Annotated in this window: 17 protein-coding genes; 6 read left to right on the forward strand and 11 right to left on the reverse strand. The window is 56.2% G+C overall.

The window, feature by feature from the left end; all coding sequences use genetic code 11:
• Positions 1–94 precede the first annotated feature (94 nt).
• On the forward strand, positions 95–2,602 hold the full coding sequence (gene recJ / locus L1047_RS11330; RefSeq protein WP_235279087.1) for a single-stranded-DNA-specific exonuclease RecJ: 2,508 nt from the start codon (positions 95–97) through the stop codon (positions 2,600–2,602).
• 242 nt (positions 2,603–2,844) lie between these two features.
• Here the strand turns inward: recJ and L1047_RS11335 are convergent, their stop codons facing one another.
• Positions 2,845–4,572 (reverse strand): transglutaminase-like domain-containing protein, encoded by a 1,728-nt coding sequence (locus L1047_RS11335; protein WP_235279088.1) that lies wholly within the window; start codon positions 4,570–4,572, stop codon positions 2,845–2,847.
• A 362-nt stretch (positions 4,573–4,934) separates the two neighbouring features.
• Here L1047_RS11335 and L1047_RS11340 point away from each other — a divergent pair, with 362 nt between their 5' ends.
• Entirely contained in the window at positions 4,935–5,846 is a 912-nt protein-coding gene (locus L1047_RS11340) for a sulfite exporter TauE/SafE family protein (protein ID WP_235279089.1), read from the forward strand.
• Between the two features lie 8 nt (positions 5,847–5,854).
• On the opposite strand, the gene L1047_RS11345 is transcribed toward L1047_RS11340, so the two are convergent.
• Positions 5,855–6,295 (reverse strand): hypothetical protein, encoded by a 441-nt coding sequence (locus L1047_RS11345; RefSeq protein WP_235279090.1) that lies wholly within the window; start codon positions 6,293–6,295, stop codon positions 5,855–5,857.
• Between the two features lie 170 nt (positions 6,296–6,465).
• The gene (locus L1047_RS11350; protein ID WP_235279656.1) at positions 6,466–7,116 is read right to left on the reverse strand and encodes a biotin transporter BioY; all 651 of its coding nucleotides are present in this window, start codon (positions 7,114–7,116) and stop codon (positions 6,466–6,468) included.
• 22 nt (positions 7,117–7,138) lie between these two features.
• Here L1047_RS11350 and hisN point away from each other — a divergent pair, with 22 nt between their 5' ends.
• Positions 7,139–8,017 (forward strand): histidinol-phosphatase, encoded by an 879-nt coding sequence (gene hisN / locus L1047_RS11355; RefSeq protein ID WP_235279091.1) that lies wholly within the window; start codon positions 7,139–7,141, stop codon positions 8,015–8,017.
• Here hisN and L1047_RS11360 read toward each other — a convergent pair.
• The 6 genes from L1047_RS11360 to der all read right to left on the reverse strand — a co-directional run bounded on the left by L1047_RS11360 (position 7,970) and on the right by der (position 17,300).
• On the reverse strand, positions 7,970–10,762 hold the full coding sequence (locus tag L1047_RS11360; protein WP_235279092.1) for a TIGR02921 family PEP-CTERM protein: 2,793 nt from the start codon (positions 10,760–10,762) through the stop codon (positions 7,970–7,972). The genes hisN and L1047_RS11360 overlap by 48 nt on opposite strands.
• A gap of 79 nt (positions 10,763–10,841) precedes the next feature.
• Positions 10,842–12,284, reverse strand: coding sequence for an exosortase O (gene xrtO / locus L1047_RS11365; protein ID WP_235279093.1), 1,443 nt, complete (start codon positions 12,282–12,284; stop codon positions 10,842–10,844).
• A 248-nt stretch (positions 12,285–12,532) separates the two neighbouring features.
• Positions 12,533–13,741, reverse strand: coding sequence for a BMP family lipoprotein (locus L1047_RS11370; protein ID WP_235279094.1), 1,209 nt, complete (start codon positions 13,739–13,741; stop codon positions 12,533–12,535).
• A 185-nt stretch (positions 13,742–13,926) separates the two neighbouring features.
• Positions 13,927–15,174 carry a sensor histidine kinase gene (locus L1047_RS11375; protein WP_235279095.1) on the reverse strand — a complete coding sequence of 416 codons (1,248 nt, stop codon included), beginning with the start codon at positions 15,172–15,174 and terminating at the stop codon, positions 13,927–13,929.
• 224 nt (positions 15,175–15,398) lie between these two features.
• A complete protein-coding gene (gene smpB, locus L1047_RS11380) occupies positions 15,399–15,863 on the reverse strand; it encodes an SsrA-binding protein SmpB (RefSeq protein ID WP_235279096.1) in 465 nt (154 codons plus the stop codon).
• 60 nt (positions 15,864–15,923) lie between these two features.
• Entirely contained in the window at positions 15,924–17,300 is a 1,377-nt protein-coding gene (gene der / locus L1047_RS11385) for a ribosome biogenesis GTPase Der (RefSeq protein WP_235279097.1), read from the reverse strand.
• Between the two features lie 177 nt (positions 17,301–17,477).
• Between der and L1047_RS11390 the strand changes: the two genes are divergently transcribed.
• A complete protein-coding gene (locus L1047_RS11390; protein WP_235279098.1) occupies positions 17,478–18,674 on the forward strand; it encodes an aspartate aminotransferase in 1,197 nt (398 codons plus the stop codon).
• Here L1047_RS11390 and L1047_RS11395 read toward each other — a convergent pair.
• Positions 18,671–18,835 (reverse strand): hypothetical protein, encoded by a 165-nt coding sequence (locus L1047_RS11395; RefSeq protein WP_235279099.1) that lies wholly within the window; start codon positions 18,833–18,835, stop codon positions 18,671–18,673. The genes L1047_RS11390 and L1047_RS11395 overlap by 4 nt on opposite strands.
• Before the next feature lie 138 nt (positions 18,836–18,973).
• Between L1047_RS11395 and L1047_RS11400 the strand changes: the two genes are divergently transcribed.
• Complete coding sequence (locus L1047_RS11400; protein ID WP_235279100.1) at positions 18,974–20,077, forward strand: Vgb family protein; 1,104 nt, start codon at positions 18,974–18,976, stop codon at positions 20,075–20,077.
• Positions 20,078–20,137: 60 nt separating this feature from the next.
• Here the strand turns inward: L1047_RS11400 and L1047_RS11405 are convergent, their stop codons facing one another.
• Positions 20,138–21,454 carry a substrate-binding domain-containing protein gene (locus L1047_RS11405; protein ID WP_235279101.1) on the reverse strand — a complete coding sequence of 439 codons (1,317 nt, stop codon included), beginning with the start codon at positions 21,452–21,454 and terminating at the stop codon, positions 20,138–20,140.
• 214 nt (positions 21,455–21,668) lie between these two features.
• Between L1047_RS11405 and L1047_RS11410 the strand changes: the two genes are divergently transcribed.
• Positions 21,669–22,805 carry a citrate synthase gene (locus L1047_RS11410; RefSeq protein WP_235279102.1) on the forward strand — a complete coding sequence of 379 codons (1,137 nt, stop codon included), beginning with the start codon at positions 21,669–21,671 and terminating at the stop codon, positions 22,803–22,805.
• The last annotated feature ends 56 nt before the right edge of the window (positions 22,806–22,861 follow it).

Genomic DNA, 22,861 nt, shown 5'->3' on the forward strand with positions numbered 1-22,861 from the left:
AGCAGATTCAGAGTAGATTCAGGTTAATCCCTTGCTCCATAAGATTTTTGCCTAGCTCAAGGGCCTGCGTGAAGTCGGAAAAAGCTGTAGAGTGATGGCGCATAGGCCAACTGTAACATTGCCGCTCGATTCACCGACACGTATGGCCGGGATCCCTTCACAACGCTGGCTGTTTCATCCGGTCGATCGGCAGGCCGCACAGAAGTTGGCCGAGGCGGTGGGAATATCCCCATTGCTGGGGCAAATTTTGCTCAACCGTGGCCTCTCTAGCCCGGAAGCGGCCCAGCAATACTGGGATCCCAACCCAGCTCAGTTGCCAGCGCCAGCCAGCGATTTTGCCGATCTGCCTTTGGCGGTGAACCTTCTGGATCAGGCCCTAGAGGCTCAGCAACCAATCGCCATTTGCGGAGACTACGATGCCGACGGCATGACCAGCACGGCGCTACTCCTGCGGGCTTTGCGAAAATTGGGGGGCAAGGTGCTTTACCGCATCCCCAGCCGCATGACAGAGGGCTATGGCCTGAATAGCCGCATGGTTCAGGAGCTGCACCAAGAGGGCTTTCATCTGATTTTGACCGTAGACAACGGCATCTCCGCCCAGGAGCCGATCCAACTGGCCAAGGAACTCGGTCTAACAGTGATCGTGACGGATCATCATGATTTGCCGCCGCAGTTGCCACCCGCGGATGTCATCCTCAATCCGAAGCGGATCCCGGAAACTTCTCCCTATCGCGGTATGGCCGGTGTCGGGGTGGCTTACTTGCTCGCCCAAGCCTTGGCGGAAAAACGCGGGGATCCCGTTCTGGGTCGCATGGCGCTGGAGCTGTTTACCCTGGGCACCATTGCTGATCTGGCCTCCCTGACAGGGGTCAATCGCCTTTGGGTTCGTCAGGGGTTGCAACTGCTGCCCACCTCACGGGTGGAAGGGATCCGCGCCCTTTTAAGGGTGATGGGGTTGCTCTCTCCGGCAGATGCCAGTCCGGAAGGGTTACGACCGGAATCGATCGGGTTTGGGCTGGGGCCCCGCATCAACGCCGTCGGACGGATTGGCCAAGCGGGCATGGTGATTAAGTTGCTGACCACGGATGATCCGACCCAAGCAGACCAACTGGCGCAACGCTGTGAACGGCTGAATCAGGTACGCCAACAGATGTGTGCCCGCATCGAAAGTGAAGCTCTAGAGCAAATTGTCCAGCGCAGGCGGGATCTGCGACAGGATCGGGTCTTGACGGTGCTGGGATCCCCAGAACGCAAGTGGCACAAAGGGGTGATTGGCATTGTCGCCTCACGGTTGGCGGAGCGCTACGGGTGTCCGGTGTTTATCGGCAGCCAATCGCGGCAGGGACAGATCAGCGGCTCGGCACGGCAAGGGATCCCGGAATTTAATGTGTTTGTGGCGCTGGAGTATTGCAAAGACCTGTTTCACAAACAGGGCGGGCATCCGGCAGCAGGGGGCTTTAGCCTGGCGGCTCCAGATTGGCCTGCCTTAGAGGAACGACTACGACAGTTTGCCGCACTTCACCTAGAACCGGAACAGATTCAACCCCTGGTGCACATCGATATAGAAGCCTCTCTGGCAGAGCTCAACCTGGAGCTTTACCAGCAAATGCAGCATTTGCAGCCCTGTGGCATCGGCAATCCCGAACCCATCTTTTGCAGCCGTAACTTGCACCTTCTGCAACAACAATGTTTCGGACGGAGCTCCCCTGAAGGCAATGGCTCCGACAAAAGCCACCTGAAACTGCTGGTACAAGAGGATCCCCCTCCCCAATCAGCCTCTGGAACCCGCAACCGTCCCCTCTGGGCCATCCGGTGGCGGGGGGCCGAGCTTTACCCCTTGCCGGAGCGGGTCGATCTGGCCTATACCCTGAAAGCGAAAACCTGGCGTGGGGAAGCCCAACTGGAATTGGAAATCGCTGGCATCCGACCCGCTCAGTCCCCTCAGGTTCTTGACTCCCCCCCTCCTCCAATCCCCCTTTCCCCACCAATGCCCAAGATCCATTCTCAGCCCGCTACTTCCGCCTCAAAATCTCCGTCTGAACTGACGCTGATCTATCGCCCCGCCCCCCGCCCCACCCAACCCCTGCATTGGCAACCGGTGGAGCGATTTTCAACGCTGTTGCCCCAAGCTCAGGGCACCATCCTCTTCTACGGATTCCGCCGCCCCACTCTTTCGTTCCATCCATCAAGGGATCCCAGCCGGGTGGTGCATTACGATCGCCCGCAAGCGGGTCATCGCTACGATCATCTCTGGCTGTGGAGTTGGCCCCCTTCTTTGGAGCACTTAAAGTGGCTACTGCACTACAGCCCTAGCGATAGCCTCAGGATCTCTGTTCACAGCCAAAGGATACCCCTCGTTTCCAGTGAGGGGTTACGTCAACAACTGCGCCAGTCTCTCCACAGCGAAGACAAAGTGGATCTGCTGCGGTTGGCTCAGCAGTGGTGGCTTGCCCCACAGGTGTTGGTGGCGGGTTTGCGTTCGCTGGGTTACCCCTGTCCCGACTTTGGCCCGACGGGATCCTTAGCAGAAGAACTGCAAGCCCAGCAAGATTGGTACGGTAGCTCCTGCCAAGATGTGGCTGCTTTGCTCAAGCCCGAGTGATAGCCTTTTCCAGCGTCAAAATCCAACCGCTGGCCCAGGGGTTCCCCGTCAAAGCCCAGTTCCAGATGATAGATGGATCCCGCTTGCCACTCGATCAAGTTGAGATCCAACACCGATTGCAACTCTGGGGAGGAATCCTCAGCAGCGGGACTGATTAGACGAACCCGACTCACTTCTTTTAGTCCTAAAGGTGCTGTAGGAGCTGAGCCCGCTCGGGTGGGTAGTAGATGGTGGGCTCCCCTTCAGAGTTCTTCCAGAATGCGAAATTGGACATGGTTAATGGCCAGTTCCCCAATCGAAGCTTGGTCGGTGTTGATCGTCTCAAACGGGATCCCTTTGGCGATCTCCGCATGGGTCCAGGGTAGGCCCATAAAGTAGCGTTGCGGGTAAGGGCGTTCCCCCAGATCGTCGGGGTTCGACTCCATCGGCACCCACCCCCAACCGGGCAGATAAAATTCAATCCAGACATGGTTGTATTCCGGAAACAGCGGGATCCGCTTCAGCTCGGGATGCGGAGGACATTTGTAGCGCCCCACCGTTCGGCAGGGGATCCCGTTCAGACGGGCCAACGCCAAAATCAGGCCCACGTATTCTCCGCAGGAACCAGAGCCACGCCGCAAAACCTCATCCGGCGGATCGATACGCGGTGTGACCCGATAGGAGAGCTTGTCGTAAACGTAGGCGCGGATATTCAGCATTTTGCGCAACAGGTTGGTCTCGCTACCGATCGCCTGCCGCGCCGCCTCCTGCACAATTGGGGTGTGCATAGCCAGATCATCGTCATCCACCAGATAGCGATCCCGCAGCTCCATGGGAAAAACGGCATCCTCCACATCCTTGGGGTCGATGCAGTACTTAATGTTGTAGAGATCCAGCACCGCCCGCCAGCCAAACAAGCGCACCTCATGGGCAGCCAACGTTCCCAGAGAAAACACTGCCACCTGCTGCCCCGATTGCTCCTCCAATTCAAAGGGAAGTCCTACCCAGTCAAAGCTGTGTACCCGTTGGCGGGGGCTGTTACAGGGCAGGGCGATGCGCCACACCAAATCTGGGAGTAGACGCGGCTCTTCTTGGGCAATTTCTTCAACATAGGTCAGCTCCACCCGGTAACCATGGGAAAGGGTGTAGGTGGCCCGTTCCCCCAGTTGCTGCGGTTGAAACACCACCGGGCAAGCAAAAGTACTCTGCTCCGCTAATGTGAACGCCTCGTCCGAAGGCTTAGGATCCGTTGGCAGGGGTTCTGGGGGCGGGGGATCCAGGGGTCGCAACCGTAGGGGGGTGACCCAGGTTTTATCTCGTAAAGCGACCGACAAGGGATCCGGATCGTTGGGATTGTCGTGGATGAAGGCTTCTTCATGGGCATAAGCCACCCACAGGCGTCCCTGCCAATGAGCTAAGCCCGTCGGCCCCGGAAAAGGGGTGAGGATGCGGGCCAGTTCCCGCCCACTCTGCCGCTCCAACAGGTAGATCGTCTCTTCTACCCGGTCGCTCACCCAAAGGTAGTCTCCCTGTAAGGCAATCTGTTCTCGGCCAATACCAGGAGCGGGCATCTCCCGCAGAACCGTGCCCGTGGCGGGATCCAATTGCAGAATCTTTTCCCGTTGGTAACAGGTGGCATAGAGAATCGAGGATCCGGCTTGAACATCTTTCCAAAGGGCGATCCCTTCGATCGGGTAGGGGCAGGTACCCACTTGAAATGCCTCCAGGGAACCCGGTTGTTCTAAAGCCGCCATGGGAATGCGCAGGATTTGCCCTTCCTGTTCCCGACTGAGCCAGATCCAGGCTTGCTCCCCCTCTGACTCCACCCACAAACCGTAGGCATCCTGAAAGGTGTGCACATGATGGGGATTCAGGAGCAAGGTGTTGTTCTTTTGCAGTTGCACCAAGTAGCCCCGTAGCCGATCCAAGCCCAACAGGCGATCTCCCCAGGTGGCCAAACCTTCCAAAGCGACCAATCCCAGGGGTTGCAAAGGGGCTGAATCTCCATATGGTGGCAGTGGCAACGGAGCCATCGGCCACCAAGCGGGTTGAGAGCCGGATATTACCGTTTCTGCCCGAGACCTCAGATCCTCTAGCTCATCTAGATCGTTTGTTAGATCATTTGCCGGATGGATCGCAACCATGGAGGCTTCCTTTTGTGTAGGGGTTTGGGATCAGCCATTTAGAGGCAAGCTCGAGTCAAGATCACTGCCCAACGCTTTTATGATGCGCCCCTTTGCAGCCGGTTACCACCCCAAGGGGGTCTGGGCTGTCTGTATCCCTCGCTAGTCCTGTCGGGGATGAAGAATGGGATGATGGCGGATGTTTTGCTGATGAGCAGGGTTAAAAAACAATGGTGGAAAATGGTCTGGCCTTGGGCATTGGCGGTCTGGTCGCTGGGATCCTGGCCGGGTTTTTGGGCATTGGCGGCGGCACGATTTTGGTGCCCCTACAGGTGAGTCTGGGGATCCCGCCGATACAAGCGGTGGCCACGAGCAATCTTTCCATTGTCATGACCTCGATTGCGGGCAGTGTTCAAAACTGGCGCATGGGCTTGCTAGATCTGAAACGGGTGATTTTGCTGGGGATCCCAGCTCTGATCACGGCTCAGGTAGGGGCGATTATCGCCAGCCGCATTCCCAGCTACCTGCTGTTAGCCGCCTTTGGGGCGTTGCTGTTGGCCAATACCTATCTGGTGGAGCTGCGCAAAACAGTGGCCAGTCAGGCCCAGGTGTTGGAGAATCAGGTTGCTCCTGAAGATGCGGAATCTCCGGTTGAGGTGCTGGGGGTGGGGGATGAACCGCAAGGGATCCCGTTGCCAAGCTCTAGTAAAACCATGCCTGCTTGGTTGGCCCGCACCCTCACGGGGGGCACCGCTGGATTGCTGGCTGGGCTATTCGGCATTGGCGGTGGGGTAATTATGGTGCCGATGCAGATTCTGCTGTTGCAGGAGACGATCAAAGTTGCCATTCAAACCAGCCTCGGGGCGATTGTAATCACAGCGATTGCCGCCACCACCAGCCACGCCGGACTGAGTGACCTGATTTGGAATGGTCTGGGATGGGGGGATGGAACCATTCACCAAAATGTGCTGTGGATCCCGGGGTTGATCTTAGGGACAGGCGGGTTGATCGGCGTTCAGATCAGTACCCGCACCCTGCCCAAATTACCCGATGAAACCGTCAGCCTCCTGTTCCGCAGCTTTCTAGCCATCCTCGCCCTTTATATCTTTTGGCAGGCCTGGCAAAATTACCAAGCCCTATGACTCAGCCTCTACTGGAACACCGTGATGAACAAAGTCTGGGATCCCGAGCGGTTCTGCTGGTCAAAGGCGGTGACCCGGAATTGCCAAACGCCAGTAGGCTGACCGAATTGTACAAAGAAGTCGGTGTTGAAGCTGCAGAAGGTGGATCCCGAATTACAATTCACCTGCTGCGGGTTGAAGAACTGATTCTGTATCCGTGCGCCGCTTGGGTTGAAGGTTTCTAGCTCAATAAACTGGCTGGAACGGGCACCGCCAGGCACGCTGACCTGAACGGTAAAAGGAGGTGTAGCCTGCCCTACTCGCACGGAGGTTGGCGCATTAATGAAAGAGACAGCTGGATTTTGGGTTGGGGGTACGATCGACCCGCCTGTCCCTCTGCTGTCCCCACAGGCAGTCAGTCCAGCGGCCAAGAGGCTGGTGGCCAAAACGGTTAAAGCGGTACGTTGCATCGTCGTTCAACTCCTCACAAAAACTCACAAAAAGCAAAAGACCCAGACTTCATCAGGGGTTGCCGTCTGGCGTGGCTCGATTCTAAGATACCCGCCGCCGCCTCAGTCCCAGAAAAAATCCACAACGACGCAAAAATTCATAGGCCTTGCCGCATATTTTTTCCTCTGCCCTAGAACATCAGCAGGCGTCGCAGCAGCAAAGCCATCACCGAGACAAAACTGGCCACGATCATCTGTCCTGGCAGGGTATAGCCTGAGTAAAGCTGGATTAAACCCAGCAACTCCCCATCCCAGCTTTGCGTCGCCAAGAGGTAGACGATCCCGGTCAGGTGAACCAAAGCCAAAGCTGCCAAGCTGCCGGATCCCAAGTCTTGAAGGCCTACCGGTGGGATCCGTTGGGGCAAACTCGCTGTCCCAGCAGGCAAGCTGAGCCGCCCTTGAGGCCCCCGGCGGGAGGGGGATGGCCTGGGATCCTGTTTGCGAAAGGCAATCGTTCCACATATCCAGGCCCCTGGCAAAAAACCCAGGAGATAGCCAAATGTGGGCTGGTACAGGTACTGCCACCCTCCCCCCTGGGCAAACACCTGCAACCCCGCCAGCCCCAACCCCAGGTAGACGATCTGGGCATACACCGCCGCCACCGGCCCCGCCAAACAAGCCGTCAGCAACATACCGCCAATTTGCAATGAAAAGCTGTAGCCTCCCAACCAGGGTATCTCTGCAGGAAAACTGAGGTGAGTCAGGGTGCCCAAAATGGTCAGGATCACCCCAATCGCCGTCCATAGCCATTCCAAAGGAGTTAAGAGCAGGCCAGAGCGCATAAGCAAGGGGAGATCTTTCCCTATGCTAAGAGAGGAGACACGCAGATACGGTGGGCAAAAGGTGGTCAAGGCAGATTGGATCGAATTGGCACAGGCCCTGGCCGATGCTGCCGGCGCGGTGATTCGGCCCTTGTTTCGGGGAGACTTGCAAGCAGAATACAAGCAGGCCCGTTCCCCGATTGTGACGGTGGCGGATCGGGAGGCAGAACGAGCGATGCGGGCTTTGCTGATGGCCCAAGTGCCAGACCACAACATCCTCGGCGAAGAGTTTGGCCTGCACCAGACGGGATCCCCCTACACCTGGGTATTGGATCCGGTGGATGGCACCATCGCTTTTTCCACCGGTAAGCCCACCTTCGGCACCCTGATTGCCCTTTTGGAAGAGGATCGTCCGATTTTAGGTATCATTGACCAGCCCGTTTTGGGCGAACGCTGGCTAGGGGTGCGCGGCCAACCAACCCAATTCAACCGCCAACCCGCCCAAACCAAAGCCAACACCAATCTGAGCCATGCCTATCTCAGTTGCACTACCCCTGATTTATTCACCCAACCCGACCAACAACGGCGTTTTCAGCATCTCAGCCAGTCCGTTCACGTTACCTCCTACGGCGGTGATTGCTATCAGTACGGCCTGCTGGCCAGTGGGCATATTGATCTGGTGCTGGAGTGTGGCCTTGCCCTCTACGATTTTGCTGCTTTGATCCCGGTGATTGAGGGATCCGGCGGGGTGATGACCGATTGGCAAGGGGATCCCTTAAGCCGCGCCTCTACGGGCGAAGTGCTAGCCGCCGCCAACCCCAGTTTGCATCAACAAGCCCTAGCACAAATCCAAGCAGTGGATTCCACTGTCCATTCATGCCCTAGCCCGTCGTCGTTGTCGGTAAAGGATCCCGGATCCTAGCGCCAAGGCAATGCCGATTAGCAGCCACTCTTCCGGCTCCGGTACCCCCGTAACCGTGAAGGGTGAGAACGGTTGGGTGAGAACCTCGGTGCCGGTTTCCACCTCCCGCTCAAAGCGATCTTCAGCAGCTTCGGCTTCTGCAAGGGCTTGCCGTTGCTCGTCATTCACCAACACCAACATTGAAGAAAAGGGGGTAACGATATCTTGCTCTTTGGCGAGGGTGTGGATGCGATCCAAATCGGCTAGGGTGCGGTCGGGGTTTTGCCGGCTCAGATGCCGGATCCAATAGCGGGCCGCTAATGGGGCAAAGAAGGGATCCCCTCCGGCTTCTTCTACTTCTGCTTGCACCTGCCAACGGTAGCCATCCAAGACGGTGGATCCTGCGCTGAGTTGGGTTTCCAGTCGGGTCATCAGGGTTTGAAGGTTGGTATCTACGCCCCCATCGGTCTCGGTGATCGCCTCCAGCACCGGATCATCATAGGCAGCAGGCAAATCTCCCAAATGCAGGATCCACAGGGGGGCCTCCAAGACCGGCAAGGGATCCCCTTGAGAACGTTCATAACTGCCGGTATCGGTGACGAGTACAAGGGCATCGTAGGGGCGACTGTTTCGCAGGCTATGGAACTGATGCAGCATGTCCTGAATGGTCAGGGATCCGTACAGGGTCAGGGTTTGGGCCTCCAAGTGCCCCATCTCCCCCAAAAAGCGGGGACTCATGCCCTCGGCAGAACTGACATACACATCCACCTGGTTTTGCGGCAAGAAAAGGGCATCCAACCACAAAAAAGTTTCTCGCAGGGATCCCCGTTGCTGCCACATGCTGTAGGAAGTATCCAAAATCAGCGCGAAATGTCGGTTTTTGGGAATCCGTTGCTCTGGGAAAGGTTGGGCTGTCAGGGTGGTCGGTGGGTCGCTGGGGAGGGTGATCTGATGCGATTGAGGTTGTGCCGTAGCCCTGACGTAGGTGGGGAACCAGCGCTCGGTTAGAGAGCTGACTTTTTCGCCGTTCTGCCAGCGCTCGGTCTGGCGTGTCCAGTAGATGTTGCGCTGCTCCAATAGGTGCGGCAGAGGCCATCCTCCCGGCTGAGCCAAAACTTGGTAGGTCATCCACAAGTGCATTTGACCGGGGATCCAGCGGCCAGATTGTCGGGGATCATGGGTTCTGGGAGGAACGGGAAACGCTCGCAGGCGGTATTGTTGGGGGCCAACCTGTTCTAGCAGAGCCGGATCCACCTGCCGACGCACCTCCTGGGTATACACTTGTTGAGCCGCTCCACGTGGGGCTACCACATGAAGATAGCGTTGCGCCAAGTCTTCGGTTTCCCCAAGCCAGAGGCCGGTGACGACGGCACTTTCGGGCAAGGAAAAAGCGTAGAACACCTCCTGCTGCTCCCAGGTATTGTTTTCGTAAAGTTCGTGGATCTCAACTTGAGCAATATCCCCCTGAGATTGAACATTCACCTCCTGTTTGGCCAGCCAAACCCGTTTTTGGTCGATATCCAGTAGGCCAGCCTGCACGTCATCTCTGTTGATGCTGGCCTCCAAGGCATGGCGAATGAGTTGGCTTTGGCCTTTTTGGATCGGTTCATCGAAGAACTGTTCATAGAGTTGAGCAGCTTTGGTTTGCTCCTCCAGAGATCCATCATATAAAAAGGGTGAAAATAAGGTGTTGTGAACCGCCTGAATTTTCTCCCCGATAGGTCGTGGCCAGCCAAACACTTCTCGGTAAATTTCCCGCAAATTTTGAGTTTCAGCGCGGGTGCTGAGATAGCGATAGGGAGACAGGTAGGCATTCAATAAACCACTTCGAATTAAATCAGATTGCTGGAGCAATTCCTGTCGAGCCTGATCGCTGGCAGGCGGATTCTCTAGTAATGCAAAGGCCCGCACTTGAGGTTGAGTTTGTAATGACAGGAATAGTCCTAACCATATACTCAAAACAGTCGCCGATCCAACAAAAACACGAGTGGATCCCCAAGTGGTGGCAAGCTGCTTCATCTTCCGCCAGCCGGAACGCAAATATAAACTGGTCATGACGAAGGGCAGCAGGATAAAGATCAATCCCCCTGCTCCCAAAATCAATAACATGCTGCTGTAGATCAGTAAAAAGAAAGGCAAAGTTTCCCAGGGGGTGTATTGCAAGCTAGACACCCACTCAAACCGAAAAAAGCCGACCACCCAATCGATTACCCCTTTAGCCAAAATCATGGCAGTAGGCGGTACATATAAGCTTAAGAGGATCCCGCCGTAAAGCCCGGTCAGGATTAACAAACTATGTCCAGTCAGTTGTAACCAACTGCCCCAGCGTCCCCAGGCTCGGGTGGGCCACGCCAAGTCCACACCATAGGCCAGCAGTGCCAACAGGAAGGTGACCACTATAAACAGGCTAGAGAGAGGCATTTGCCGAAAGACAAACAGCCGAATTAAGCATAGCAAAATCAGTGGTGCCTCTAGGCCAAAAAATAGATGCATCAATTGTCCTGGCTTGTTGAGATAGCGGATCAAACCCCAGAGCGAACATCCCACCGGCACCAGCATCAGCAGGAGAATTGTCAAGAAAAGATTGAGATTGAATTCTTCTCGCCCAATTGCAAAGAGAAATGAAAATCCAACCAAAGGAAGAAAACCCAAGTATATCAAGGCTAGGGATCCCGTATTCCAGCTCCAGAAAATGCCGTAACAGGCCCAGTTAAACAGTCGTCGTATCCAACTTATTTTCTGAGGCTTAGGTGTAGCAGCAGTCATGATAGGGATCCCTATTTTTAGGTGTGGTATGGATAGGTTTTCTCAAGAAAAAGTTCAAGAAAAAAGTAATAAAAAACAATTATGCTTGCAAGACAGACTCTAATCCGGTTTGGAGCTGAAGGGTTAAAGACTGAATTTCTGGTTCATCTGGAGAATAGGATCCCTCCAAAACTCCTGAAACCAAAACCCAGCGGGGATCCGTTTGCTGTATCGCCCCTCGCAGTTCTGCCCCAATTCGACTGAGGAGATGGTCTGTTGTGCCCTGGGCCGATTGAAACCAATAAAATCCTGAACTGCTCACCGCAGATCCCGGGATCCCTTGTTCTAAGGTTAGCCAGCGGGCCTTGAGATCAGGATTCAGCTCCACCGGGATCATTTTTGCCACCCGCAAACCACTGGCGGCCCAACAGAGTTCGGGGGCATGGTGCTGTCGCCAACTGTGGCTCCCCACCAAAAGAAGGGATCCCTGTACGGTTCCCGTATCGAAGTGAGTTTTCACAACTGTTGTGCCCTCTTGTGGTTGGAAGAATTCCTGTTCAGCGGCGGTCAATTCTAGAGGGGTTGTTATCCAGGTGGGGGAGCCAATCTGCAAGCGGTGCAGATCCAAGGCCTGCGGGATCCGCACGGATTGAGGCAACCCAAGGGATCCCAGCCACAGCAGGGGTAAGACTAGCCACAACCCCCAGGGAGGTGATTTTTGGGAAGCCGATACCAGGGGAGAATTTTCAGGGGGAGCGATCACCCCCACCGATTGCAAAGCCAGCCAGCTCAGCCCACAGGCCGCTACAAACCCCAACACCCCGAGGGGCACATGCAGCAGCTCCGCCAGTTGAGGCTGTGATAGGCCGTACCCCACCTCCACCAAACCCCACACCCGCAAGATATTGGCCATCATCAGGGCAAACAAAGTAAAACTCGCCACCCCTAGCCAGCGCCAGCCCATGCGCCGCCCCTCCAGCCAAGTGGCCCCCAGCAAAAAGCAGCCGCCCACCCACAGCCCCTTCAAACCGCTACAGGGCAGATCCACATGGGCAATGCCATTTTCCAGCAGAATAATGTCGTGGGAAGAAATGGCCGCTATGCCCCTGGCTCTCAGCACCTGCTCCACCACTTGGGCCGCCACCAGCCGAGCCGGAAAACCCAAGCCACTGCCAAATGCAGCCCCGAAGGGCAGCAACACCGATATCCCCAGAGCAAACGGCAACCCTCGCCACCAAAGGGATCCGGCCAAGCCCAACCCTAGCAACCCATACAGGCCCCAACTGAGCTGAAGCGACTGCCCGATGCTCTCCGGCAGGGATCCCCCCACAAAGGGCAACAAACCCGCTACCAGCATCATCCCCAGGGATCCCCAGTGGCAACCCGGCTCCAGTCGCATCTCCTTAGGCTTAGCCCCAGCCACCAGGATCACCAAGCCCAACCCTGCCAGCAGCCACAGGATCAAACTCAGCTGGGATCCCAGTTCCCCCAACCATTCCACCAGGGATCCCCAGTGGACGACCAGCCAGGAAACTGCCAGCAATCCCGGTAGAAGCCAACTCCTTATGGGTGTGGGCGGGATCCTAGGTTTCTCTGGCTCAGTGTCCTCTGGCTCTAACCTCAACACATTCACTCGCTTCTCCTGCCTGGTTCGAGAAGGTTGTTTTGGGTTATAGCCTCACAGTTAAGGATCCCGCGTGAGTTGGATCACATTCACAAAACAAGCTCAGCAACACACCACTGGAGTACGCTGCTGAACCCGATGGACAATCGGGATCCCTGTTTGGGGCGTTAGTTGCTGGCGCCGTCCATCCCTTCAAGCAGTTGGCCAAGGTACCAAATGTCGGCTTCGCTGGCCACTTCACCCTCAGCGAGGAAAGGCGTGCCATCTTGGAAGTTCAACGGTCCCTTAAACAGCTCGATGCTGCCATCTCCCAAGCCAGCGATAAACTCTTCTAACTTGGCCCGATCTTCGGATCCCAGGGCATCGCCGATGACAAAGCCAGCAGAAGATGTGTCGGGATTGTTGATATCCGACCAATCGATGGCTGGGCGGACAAACTCGCTCTCAAAAGTGCCAGCCTTGGCAGCCTCGATCATCTCCTTATAGCCGGGGCCCCAGTTGTAGTAAGAAACCCCTAGGCAAATGTCGGGGGCAAAATCGCATCCGGTAGCCAAACCATAGCCGGTGTAGCGTACCCGTTGTCCTGCCTCGGCAGCCCGCTTGCCTTGTACCGCCGCTTCGGGGGTATCCAGCGCCGACATCACAACATCAAAGCCACCATTGTAAAAATCATCCGCCACTTTGGTCGGATCTAGGGTGACACCGGGGATGTTGAACCAAAAGCCAATCCAGGTGACGCGGAATTCCAGTTCCTCGGGGCGGTCGCGGTAGTTGTCCCAGCAATACTTAGCCCCCAAGTAGGCCGCTGCTGCATAACGGCGGGTTTCATCGTTGATCAGGGGACCCAACATGCCGATTTTGCCGGTTTCGGATCCCAGGGCAGCGGCACATCCCGCCACCATACGCATTTCTTCCATCTGGGGCATGATGTTGGCCAGGTTGGGCTGCTCGATATAGTTCTTCCCTTCCTGCCAGGCCATGTCTCCAGAGGCATGGATGACGGCGATCTCAGGATATTTGCGGGCGGTCTCGAGGGCATCATCTTTGTGGTCGTCGGAAGTAAAGATGATTACCTTGGCCCCTTGGGCAATCATGTCATCCGCCACTTGGGATCCGCGCACATTCGGACGATCTGCTGGGTTCACCTTATCCAGATAGTCAAACTCCACGCCAGGCAACTTGGCCATGACGTATTCGCTTCCCTCGACGTGGGCTTGGCTCCAACCGCCATCCTGCATCGGCCCCACCAACACCATGCCCACCTTGAAGGTGTCCTCCTGTGCCGAAGTGGGGGCGGATCCCAGCAAAGCGGCAACCGATAGGCCAATCGCCAAACTTTTCAACGGAAAAAGGGTAGAGGGAAGGCTCCAGTTCACAAGCAGCTCCGGCAAGACAGCAGGGTAGAGATTGGTAAAGATCTGAATAGAGATCCTACAGTTAGAGATCCAAGAGATCTTCTAAGAGATCTAAATAAAAATCCCAAGTTCCATCATGGGGATCCCATCACAGCGCATTGTATCGAGCACTACCAAAAAGGGGTACTGGACAAAGGGGAGCGGTTCTAACGGTGGTTGAGGGAGATATCGGCTTTTGCCTCAAGGCTGAGAGCCACCGGCAACTCTACCCGGAAGCTAACCCAGCCATCCTCGCTTTTGGCGGTAATCTTGCCCTGCATTGACTCCACTAGCTTTTTGACCAAGGCTAGCCCCAACCCTGTGCCCCCTTGTTTCCAGGGATCCGCCTGGGGCACCCGATAAAACGAATTGAACAGGTAGGGCAGCTCTGTCGGGGGAATACTCCCGGTGTTGCGCACCTGCAATAACAGGCAGGAGAGGCCGTTTTTGCTGATGGGGTTGGACTCTAGGCTGGCTTGTATCTGAATTTGACCGGGGCGATCTCCATGTTTGCAGGCATTGACGATCAGCTCCCTCAAAATGCGCTCCAAACTGTTGGCATCCAATCGCAACGGCGGGAAGGAAGAGAGAATCTGCAAGCTCAGATCCTGTTGAGCTGCTCGTGCCCGCCCCTGCAGCGGTTGTACCCAGGTGGGTAGGCGCTGAGCAAGATTTAGATCTTCTGGGCTTTTGGAATAGGAATTGATCTCCAGCTCTTGCAAAATGAGCAGATCTTCCACCAAATCAATCTCCCGTTGGCACTCCTGCCGCAGCAAAGCCAGATACTGCTGCTGCTTTTCAGAGAGGGGGAGCTGGCGCAAAGACGTCTGCAACAACTCTACCGAAAGGCAAATGCTAGTGAGGGGAGTGCGCAACTCATGGGAAATGGTGCTCAAGAAATCATCTTTCAGAAAGTTCAGCCGCTCCAGCTCATCTACCTGGCTTTGCAGCCGTTCATTTAATTGACGGATTTGTCCTTCGGCTGCTTGCCGTTCTTGAATCTCGCGGGCCAAGGCTTGATTGAGCTCGGCCAGGGCGGTAGGGCTGGGCAAGCTCAGGGCTTTTGGTAAAATCGGGATCATTTCAACAACAGTATAAAGAGAAACCAGTGCTGTCAATCCTTTAAGCCAGCCAGAGACCCAGTAGGCGGGGTGCCAAAGCGTCCATACCTCCATCAGGTGGGTCAGGCCACACAAGGTGATGAAGAGGCTGAACAAAACGAGGATTCGCTGAAATGGAACGTCTTGTCGTTGTCGGATGAAGTAGACCAACAACAGCGGAATCGAGCAATAGGCCAAGCTGATCAGGCTATCGGCAATGGCGTGTAACCACAGCAAATCCTGCTCCCACAGATAGCACTGGCCATGGGGCATGAATCCTTGCGGGGAGAACCACTCGTGCAGCCATTCGCTCACGGGTACCTACTTTAGGAAAGGGATCCGAAACTTGGGCACCTCATCCTAGCTTTCCACAGGGAAAAAACTGGGGAAACCGAAAATATGAAAATATATAGAGATCCAGAATTTCTTGGAGCCAGATTCGCAGGAAGTTAGAAAGCAAGCTCCGCATTTTTACGGGATCCCCTCCCCAGTAATGTATCTGGAGTGAGTTGGCTCAATGGGATCCCGAGGGGGATGGGTTACCGTTCTTTCAACTCCCGTTGGATATCCCGCTGGGTTTGCCGATCTTTGATCGCTTGGCGCTTGTCGTGTAATTTTTTGCCACGAGCCACCCCGAGATGAGCCTTGATCCAGCCGCGGTTGAGCACCAACTTCAGGGGGATCACCGTCAGCCCTTTTTGCTCCACCAAGCCCATCATGCGGTTGATCTCTTTGCGGTGTAGCAGCAGCTTGCGCCGCCGGGTGGGATCGTGGTTAAACACTTTGCTGGCGGTGCCGTGGGGGGAAATGTGTAAATTGTGTAGCCAGGCTTCTCCATCCCGAAAGAGGGCAAATGCATCTTGCAGGTTGGCCTTCCCCGCTCGTACCGATTTCACCTCCGTCCCGGTCAGTTGGATCCCGGCTTCGTAGGTCTCCAAGATTTCGTACTCGAAGCGGGCACGGCGGTTATCGACAATAGTTTTGACATTAGGATCAACGGCCATAGGGTTGGGCTGGGAATTAATTCAAAGCAAACAGGTCTGGGTTTGGTCTAGCGAGTTGGCCTAGCGAGAGGCTGGGGATCCCTGCAATTTCTGCACAGCCCGCCCTACCGAGCGCTCGGATTTGCCGCGCCAACGAAAGCGAATCGGGGTACCTGTAAAGTCTAGGTTTTGGCGGAAATGCTTCTCCATGAAGCGACGGTAATTATCCTTGAACAGTTCCGGGTCATTGACAAACAACACAAACGTGGGGGGCCGATCCGAAACCTGGGTGCCGTAGTAGATTTTTCCCTGTTTGCCTTGGCGATTGGTGGGGGGCGATTGCCAGGAGAGGGCATCCTGCAAGACTTCATTCACCACAGCGGTGGAGATGCGTTTGCGATGGGCAGCCACAACTCTGTTGATGTGTTCAAAAATCTTTTGGGTGCGTTGGCCAGTGAGGGCGCTGACAAAGAGTATGGGTGCCCATTCCAAGAAGTAAAGTTTGGCACGAATATCGCGGGTGAATTCGTTGAGGGTGTAGGTGTCTTTGTCTTCGATGGCATCCCATTTGTTGACCACAATCACGCAGGCGCGGCCCTCTTCTTCAATGCGGCTGGCTAGCTTTTGATCCTGCTCCGTCACTCCATCCAAGGCGTCGATCACCAGCAACACCCCATCTGAGCGTTGAATCGCCTTAAAGGCGCGGTTGATGCTGAAAAACTCCACCCCGTAGTCCACCCGGTTTTTTTTGCGGATCCCGGCGGTATCGATGAGGCGATAAGGCTGCCCCTCCCACTCGATCACGGTATCGATGGCATCGCGGGTGGTACCGGAAATGGGGCTGACAATGGCCCGTTCGGATCCCACCAGACGGTTGAGTAGGCTGGATTTACCGACATTGGGCCGCCCCACTACGGAGATGGCAATCGGCTCTGGTTCTGAGGCGTCTGCAACCGACTCGGGCAAGTGTGGCAATACCGCCTCTAGTACCTCCGCCACGCCATTGCCATGAATGCCAGAGCAAGGGATCGGATCCCCTAGCCCCAGTTCCCAAAAGGCTGCCGCCTGTGCCAGGCCCATTTGCCCGGACTCGCACTTATTGACCGCCACCACCACCGGCAGGGGTTGTTTGCGCAGCCAATCCGCCACTTCTGCATCGGCAGGGAGCAACCCCTCCATGCCATCCACCACGAAGATCACTGCCTGAGCCTCAGCTATTGCTGCCATCGCTTGCTGACGAATGTGGGGCAGAAATTCGCTCTCATCCCCAAAAATTAGGCCGCCGGTATCCACCACCCGCAACCGGCGCCCATTCCACTCCACCTCTTGGTACAGGCGATCCCGCGTTACCCCTGGCTCATCATGCACAATGGCCGAACGCGCCCCCGCCATACGATTGAGGAGGGTGGATTTGCCCACATTTGGGCGACCCACAATGGCCACAAGCGGTAACGGCACGGTTCAACCCATTGAAAAAATTCGGGATATTTATTCTAACTGTTTGCCAGCAAAGATGCTGGACACAGGTCATTGCTTTGGATCCAACTCTGGCGGTAAGTTGGATAGCTAACCCCATTCGCGCCAGCGTGCCGAAGGCACCATGAGCCCTCAGTTGCACCGGATTCCCCAGTATTTATGAACCGCGCCCTCATCCCCGCTCAACGGCTGAATAAACTGCCCGCCTATGTCTTTGCCCGTTTGGATGAGCTGAAGGCCCGCGCCCGCCAGCAAGGTTTGGATCTGATTGACTTGGGCATGGGCAATCCCGATGGCCCCACCCCGCAGCCGGTGGTAGAAGCCGCCCAGGCGGCGATTGCGGATCCCGCCCACCACGGCTACCCACCTTTTGAAGGCACCGCCAGTTTCCGGCAGGCGATTACGGACTGGTACCACCGCCGCTATGGGGTGGAGTTGGATCCGAATGGGGAAGCTTTACCCCTACTGGGATCCAAAGAGGGGTTGACCCATTTGGCCTTGGCCTATGTGGATCCGGGGGACTTGGTGTTGGTGCCCAGCCCCGCCTACCCAGCCCATTTCCGGGGGCCGATGATTGCAGGCGGGCAGATTTACCCCATGATCCTGCGGGCGGAGAAGAACTGGCTGATCAATCTGGAGGAAATTCCTGCAGAAGTGGCCCAGAAAGCGCGGGTGCTCTATTTCAACTACCCGAATAACCCAACGGCGGCTGTTGCCCCACGCTCTTTTTTTGAGGCGGTGGTGGAGTTTGCTCGGCGCTACGATCTGATTTTGGTGCATGACCTTTGCTACGCAGAGTTGGCCTTTGATGGGTATCAACCCACTAGCTTGTTGCAAATTCCGGGAGCTAAAGATCTGGCGGTGGAGTTTCACACCCTTTCCAAAACTTACAATATGGCCGGATGGCGGGTGGGGTTTGTGGTGGGCAATCGCCAGATCATCCAAAGCCTGCGCACCCTGAAAACCAACCTGGATTACGGCATCTTCGCCGCGATTCAAAAGGCTGCCGAAACCGCCTTGCGCCTGCCGGATAGCTATCTCCATCAGGTGCAAGAACGCTACCGCGCCCGCCGCGATTATTTGATTGGTCGCTTGGCGGAACTGGGCTGGCGCATTCCTCCAACTCAGGCGACGATGTATCTCTGGATCCCAACCCCCCGTACCACCAGTGGGGCAGCCGAAAGCTCGACAGAATTTGCTCTACGGGTTTTGGAGTCAACAGGGGTAGTGGTGACTCCCGGCAATGCCTTTGGGGAAGGGGGCGAGGGCTATGTGCGCATTAGCTTAATCGCCGATTGTGAGCGCATGGGGCAAGCCATTGACCGTTGGCTGGAGGCCGGGATCCGCTACAGCTAGGCGACAATACAAGGGATCCTGGCGTCTGTAATCACAGCCTTGAGCTGCGTCAGTTGCCCAATCACCCAAAAATCAGAGCGTTGGAACTTACTGTGATCCACGAGCAAATGGGCTGCCCGGCAGTTGCGGATGGAGGCTTGTTCGAGGGCTACCTCATCCATGGCGTTACGGGTCTGTATAGCCGAACACGTTTGAGCACATTGGATACAGTCTGGGTGGGTTTGGCCTCCTACAGTTGAGGGTCATGCCAATCTTTCGAGGTTGGTCTTTGACCCTTTGCCTTGTGAGGAGTATTCGTTATGAGTTCTAAGAATGAATGGGGTTTCCGTTGGATTGGGGCTGCCGGATCGCTGGCCTTGATGTTGCTGAGTGCCTGTGGCAGCAGTTCCCCCACCAGCCCGGTGATGAGTCCTTTGCCTCTGGGGCGGCTGTTGGTGGGCAATACCCGTGGCAATAACGTGGTGCAGTTTGATCCTGAATCGGGGGCCTACTTGGGAGAGTTCATCCCAGCAGGATCTGGGGGTTTGTTCTCCCCCGATGCGATCATTCTTGGCCCCGATGCCAATGGCGATGGGATCCCGGATCTCTATATTTCTAGCGGCAATCAACCGGCTGGCAGCGGGGAGGCAGCCTCTTCGGTGTTGCGGTTTGATGGTCTGACGGGATCCTTTTTGGATGCTTTTGTGGCCGACGACCCTGCTACCGATACCGATGAAACGGGTGGCCTGCTACGCCCCTATGGGATCGCCTTTGGGCCGGATGGCAATTTGTACGTATCCAGCTTCTTGACGGATCAAATTTTGCGCTACAGCGGCTCCACAGGGGCTTTTCTGGATATCTATGCCCAGGGAGATGGTCTGCCGGGTGGGTTAAATGGCCCGAATGGATTGCTGTTTGGCTCTGATGGCGCGCTTTATGTCACCACCCAGGGTAGTGTGGCCGTGGAGGGGGAGCCGGATTTCAGCCGGGGGTTGCCCAGCCAGATCCTGCGCTACGAGCTCAGCAGCGGCAGCTCCAGTGTGTTTGCCACGCCGGATCCTTTGGAGGGTGGAGCCGGGTTTGTCAGCCTGTTGGGCTTGGCGATTGGGCCGAATGGCGCTCTCTACGTCAGCGATTTTGGGGGTGGGATCCGCTTTTACGACCTGGGCAGCGGCAGCGAGTTGGGATCTTTTTCCACCGATTTTACCGGGGCGGATCCCAGCGGCAACTTTGTTGGCAGCCTCAGCTTTGGCCTGAACGGCATTCTCTACAGTGTCGGCTTTGATTACCGCGAAGGGGCCAATAATATCGGGGCGCTCCTGCGCTACAACACCACCGCTGGGATCCCTGCTGGAGATCCAGGGGCAACCTTTGTGGCGCCCACCCCTGTTCTGCAGCGACCGATCGGCATCTTGTTCTACTAGTCGGGTGAATGGGATGAGGAGGGCTGGGATCCCAACCGGATTTGGGCCCTCCACCTTACCTTAGGATTGAAAAAAGGGCTGCATCTCAGCTTGCACCTGCTGTAGAGCCACATCGGGATCCAGTTGATCGGTGATCACCTGATTCACCACCAACCCAAGGGCATCCTGTAGGCGGGCGTATTGGGGTACCCGTGGGCGGAAGTCGCCATCTCCCTGTTCTAGAGAAGGCAAGACCTCAGCAAAGTAGGGGAACTCCGCCAGCAAGTCTGGATCGGTAAGAGTGCTACGGCGAATGGGCTCGGATCCCAGGCGAACGAATTCTTTTTGCATCTCCGGCTGTGCCAACCAGCGGATGAACTCCCAGGCCGGCTCGATATTAGGGGAGTTGCAGTTGATGCCCAAGCCCCAGCCTCCAAAGGGATACTTGGGTGTCACCCCATCTGCTAGAGGCAGGCCCGTAATGCCCAGTTCCCCGGCAATACGAGAGGTTTCGGGATTAAGTTTGTCCCGCAGCCCCGTTGACCAGGCCATTTGCATCATTGCCCGACCTTCGTTAAAGGCTTGTTCCCGTTCCGGCCAGGCATAAGAAATGGCTCCGGGTGGCGTAAAGGAAAACAGATCTCGGAAGTACTCCAAAGCAGCGATATTGGTGGCGCTGTCGACGCTAGGTTGGCCATTCTCATCCAGAAGGCTACCCCCATGGGCCAGCATGTAGTACATCCAATCCTGGGCAACGGCTGCCCCCCGCGCCCCGTTGATGGCAATACCGTAGACATCTCCTGCCGTCAGAGCTTCGGCGGCTTCTCGCAATTCTGTTAAGGTTTTGGGGCCCTCAGGATAGCCCACCCCAGCCAGGGCAGAGCGGTTATAGTTGAGCATGCCAGCATAGCCCGCCAACGGGAAAGCATGTTGTCGCCCCTGCCATTCCCCTAGCTTCCACATCACGGGCAAAATGTCATCGAGCGCGAGGGCAGCGCGATTCTCCTCCAAGCGATCGGTCAAATCCACCAGATAGTTGTTTTCCGCCCATTCTCCTGTCCAGACGATATCCACGGCGTAGAGATCCGCCTGCGCCGTACCGCCGATGAAGTCGGAAATGGCCCGTTGGTAGAGTTCTGGATAGCCGTTGATGGTGATGACTATGCGAATGCCACTAGCAGCCTCAAACTGAGGGACAATCTGCTGTAAAGCAGTGCCAAAGCGATCCGAAACCGTGAACAGGTTGAGGGTGGGTGTGCTGCTGCTGGGTGGGGTACGTTCGAGGGCGGCACAGGAGCCTAACAGGGCGGATCCCCCGGTGAGGGCGGCCCATTTGAGCAAAGTACGGCGGGAGAGGACAGCGATCAGCCGAGAGGAGGAGCGAGAAGAAGCGGACATTTCAGGAGAGAAAGGTTTGCGGGAGGATCCCTATGCTGACACAAAGCCTGCGCCCACTGGCAGAGAGAGGGCAAGCGATAACATTTGGCTTGGCTGACGGGATCCAGATCTGCTTTACTGTAGCGAAGTTAGTGCCGCCAAATACGATCAAGGGGGCTGAGTTCAGTCACCTTGAGGGTGGACTTTCTCTCCAGCATCATTTTGGGAGCTGAGTATGGCGGATGGGGAATACAAACCAGGGTTAGAGGGCGTTCCGGCCACACGCTCCAACATCAGTTTTGTCGATGGCCAGGCGGGGATCCTGGAGTATCGTGGCATCCCGATTCAGGAGTTGACCGCCCACAGTACCTTTTTGGAGACTGCCTATCTGCTTATTTTTGGGGAGCTGCCGACCCAGTCGGATCTGCACAGTTTTGAGCAGGCGATCCGGGGCCATCGGCGGGTGAAATACCGTATCCGCGACATGATCAAGTCTTTTCCCGAGTCGGGCCACCCGATGGATGCGCTGCAAACCTGTGTGGCGGGCTTAGGTCTGTTTTACCCGCTACAGGATGTGGATCCCAATTATGTGTTCGGCACCGTCACCCGCTTGCTGTCGAAGCTGCCGACGATGGTGGCGATGTTCCACCAAATGCGTCAGGGCAACGACCCGATCCCACCGGACGATAGCCTGGATCATTCCGCCAATTTTCTCTACATGCTCTCGGGCAAGAAGCCGGATCCCTGGTTGGCCCGCATTTTCGATACCTGCCTGATTTTGCACGCCGAACACACCGTTAACGCCTCTACCTTTGCCCTTTTGGTGAGTGCCTCCACCTTGGCTAACCCCTACAGCACCCTGGCGACGGCAGTGGGTACCCTTTCGGGGTTATTGCATGGGGGGGCCAACCAACAGGTGATGACGCTGTTGCGGCAGATCGGCTCGGTGGAAAATGTGCGCTCTTTTATCGAAGATAAGCTGGCCAAAAAACAGCGCATTATGGGCCTTGGGCACCGCGTCTATAAGGTGAAGGATCCCCGTGCCATTACCTTGCAGCGAATCGCGGAAGAACTGTTTGAGCGCTACGGCCACGACAAATACTACGACATCGCTGTGGAAATAGAGCGAGTATGTGAGGAGCTGCTGGGGCCGAAGGGGATTTATCCGAATGTGGATTTCTACTCAGGGTTGGTCTACGCCAAGTTGGGGATCCCGGAAGATTTGTTTACGCCGGTTTTTGCCATTGCTCGTGCGGCGGGGTGGTTGGCCCATTGGCGGGAGCAGTTGTCGGATAATCGGCTGTTCCGACCGACACAGGTCTACACTGGCGAACGGAACCAACGCTATATCCCTCTGGCGGAGCGGGGTTGAAGTCTGTTGAGGTCTATTTGACAGGCGACAGAGCCGGGATCCAAACTCAATAAGGT

The organism is Synechococcus sp. Nb3U1, from assembly GCF_021533835.1.
In the GTDB taxonomy this organism is placed as follows: Bacteria; Cyanobacteriota; Cyanobacteriia; order Thermostichales; family Thermostichaceae; genus Thermostichus.

Excerpts from the sequence above, each read along its gene's own strand:
- L1047_RS11400 (WP_235279100.1), top strand. The coding sequence starts at position 18,974 with ATGAGTTCTAAGAATGAATGGGGTTTCCGTTGGATTGGGGCTGCCGGA.
- L1047_RS11390 (WP_235279098.1), top strand. The coding sequence starts at position 17,478 with ATGAACCGCGCCCTCATCCCCGCTCAACGGCTGAATAAACTGCCCGCC.
- smpB (WP_235279096.1), bottom strand. The coding sequence starts at position 15,863 with ATGGCCGTTGATCCTAATGTCAAAACTATTGTCGATAACCGCCGTGCC.
- L1047_RS11395 (WP_235279099.1), bottom strand. The coding sequence starts at position 18,835 with ATGGATGAGGTAGCCCTCGAACAAGCCTCCATCCGCAACTGCCGGGCA.
- L1047_RS11345 (WP_235279090.1), bottom strand. The coding sequence starts at position 6,295 with ATGCAACGTACCGCTTTAACCGTTTTGGCCACCAGCCTCTTGGCCGCT.
- hisN (WP_235279091.1), top strand. The coding sequence starts at position 7,139 with ATGCTAAGAGAGGAGACACGCAGATACGGTGGGCAAAAGGTGGTCAAG.
- L1047_RS11410 (WP_235279102.1), top strand. The coding sequence starts at position 21,669 with ATGGCGGATGGGGAATACAAACCAGGGTTAGAGGGCGTTCCGGCCACA.
- L1047_RS11350 (WP_235279656.1), bottom strand. The coding sequence starts at position 7,116 with ATGCGCTCTGGCCTGCTCTTAACTCCTTTGGAATGGCTATGGACGGCG.
- recJ (WP_235279087.1), top strand. The coding sequence starts at position 95 with ATGGCGCATAGGCCAACTGTAACATTGCCGCTCGATTCACCGACACGT.
- L1047_RS11360 (WP_235279092.1), bottom strand. The coding sequence starts at position 10,762 with ATGACTGCTGCTACACCTAAGCCTCAGAAAATAAGTTGGATACGACGA.
- L1047_RS11405 (WP_235279101.1), bottom strand. The coding sequence starts at position 21,454 with ATGTCCGCTTCTTCTCGCTCCTCCTCTCGGCTGATCGCTGTCCTCTCC.
- L1047_RS11340 (WP_235279089.1), top strand. The coding sequence starts at position 4,935 with ATGGTGGAAAATGGTCTGGCCTTGGGCATTGGCGGTCTGGTCGCTGGG.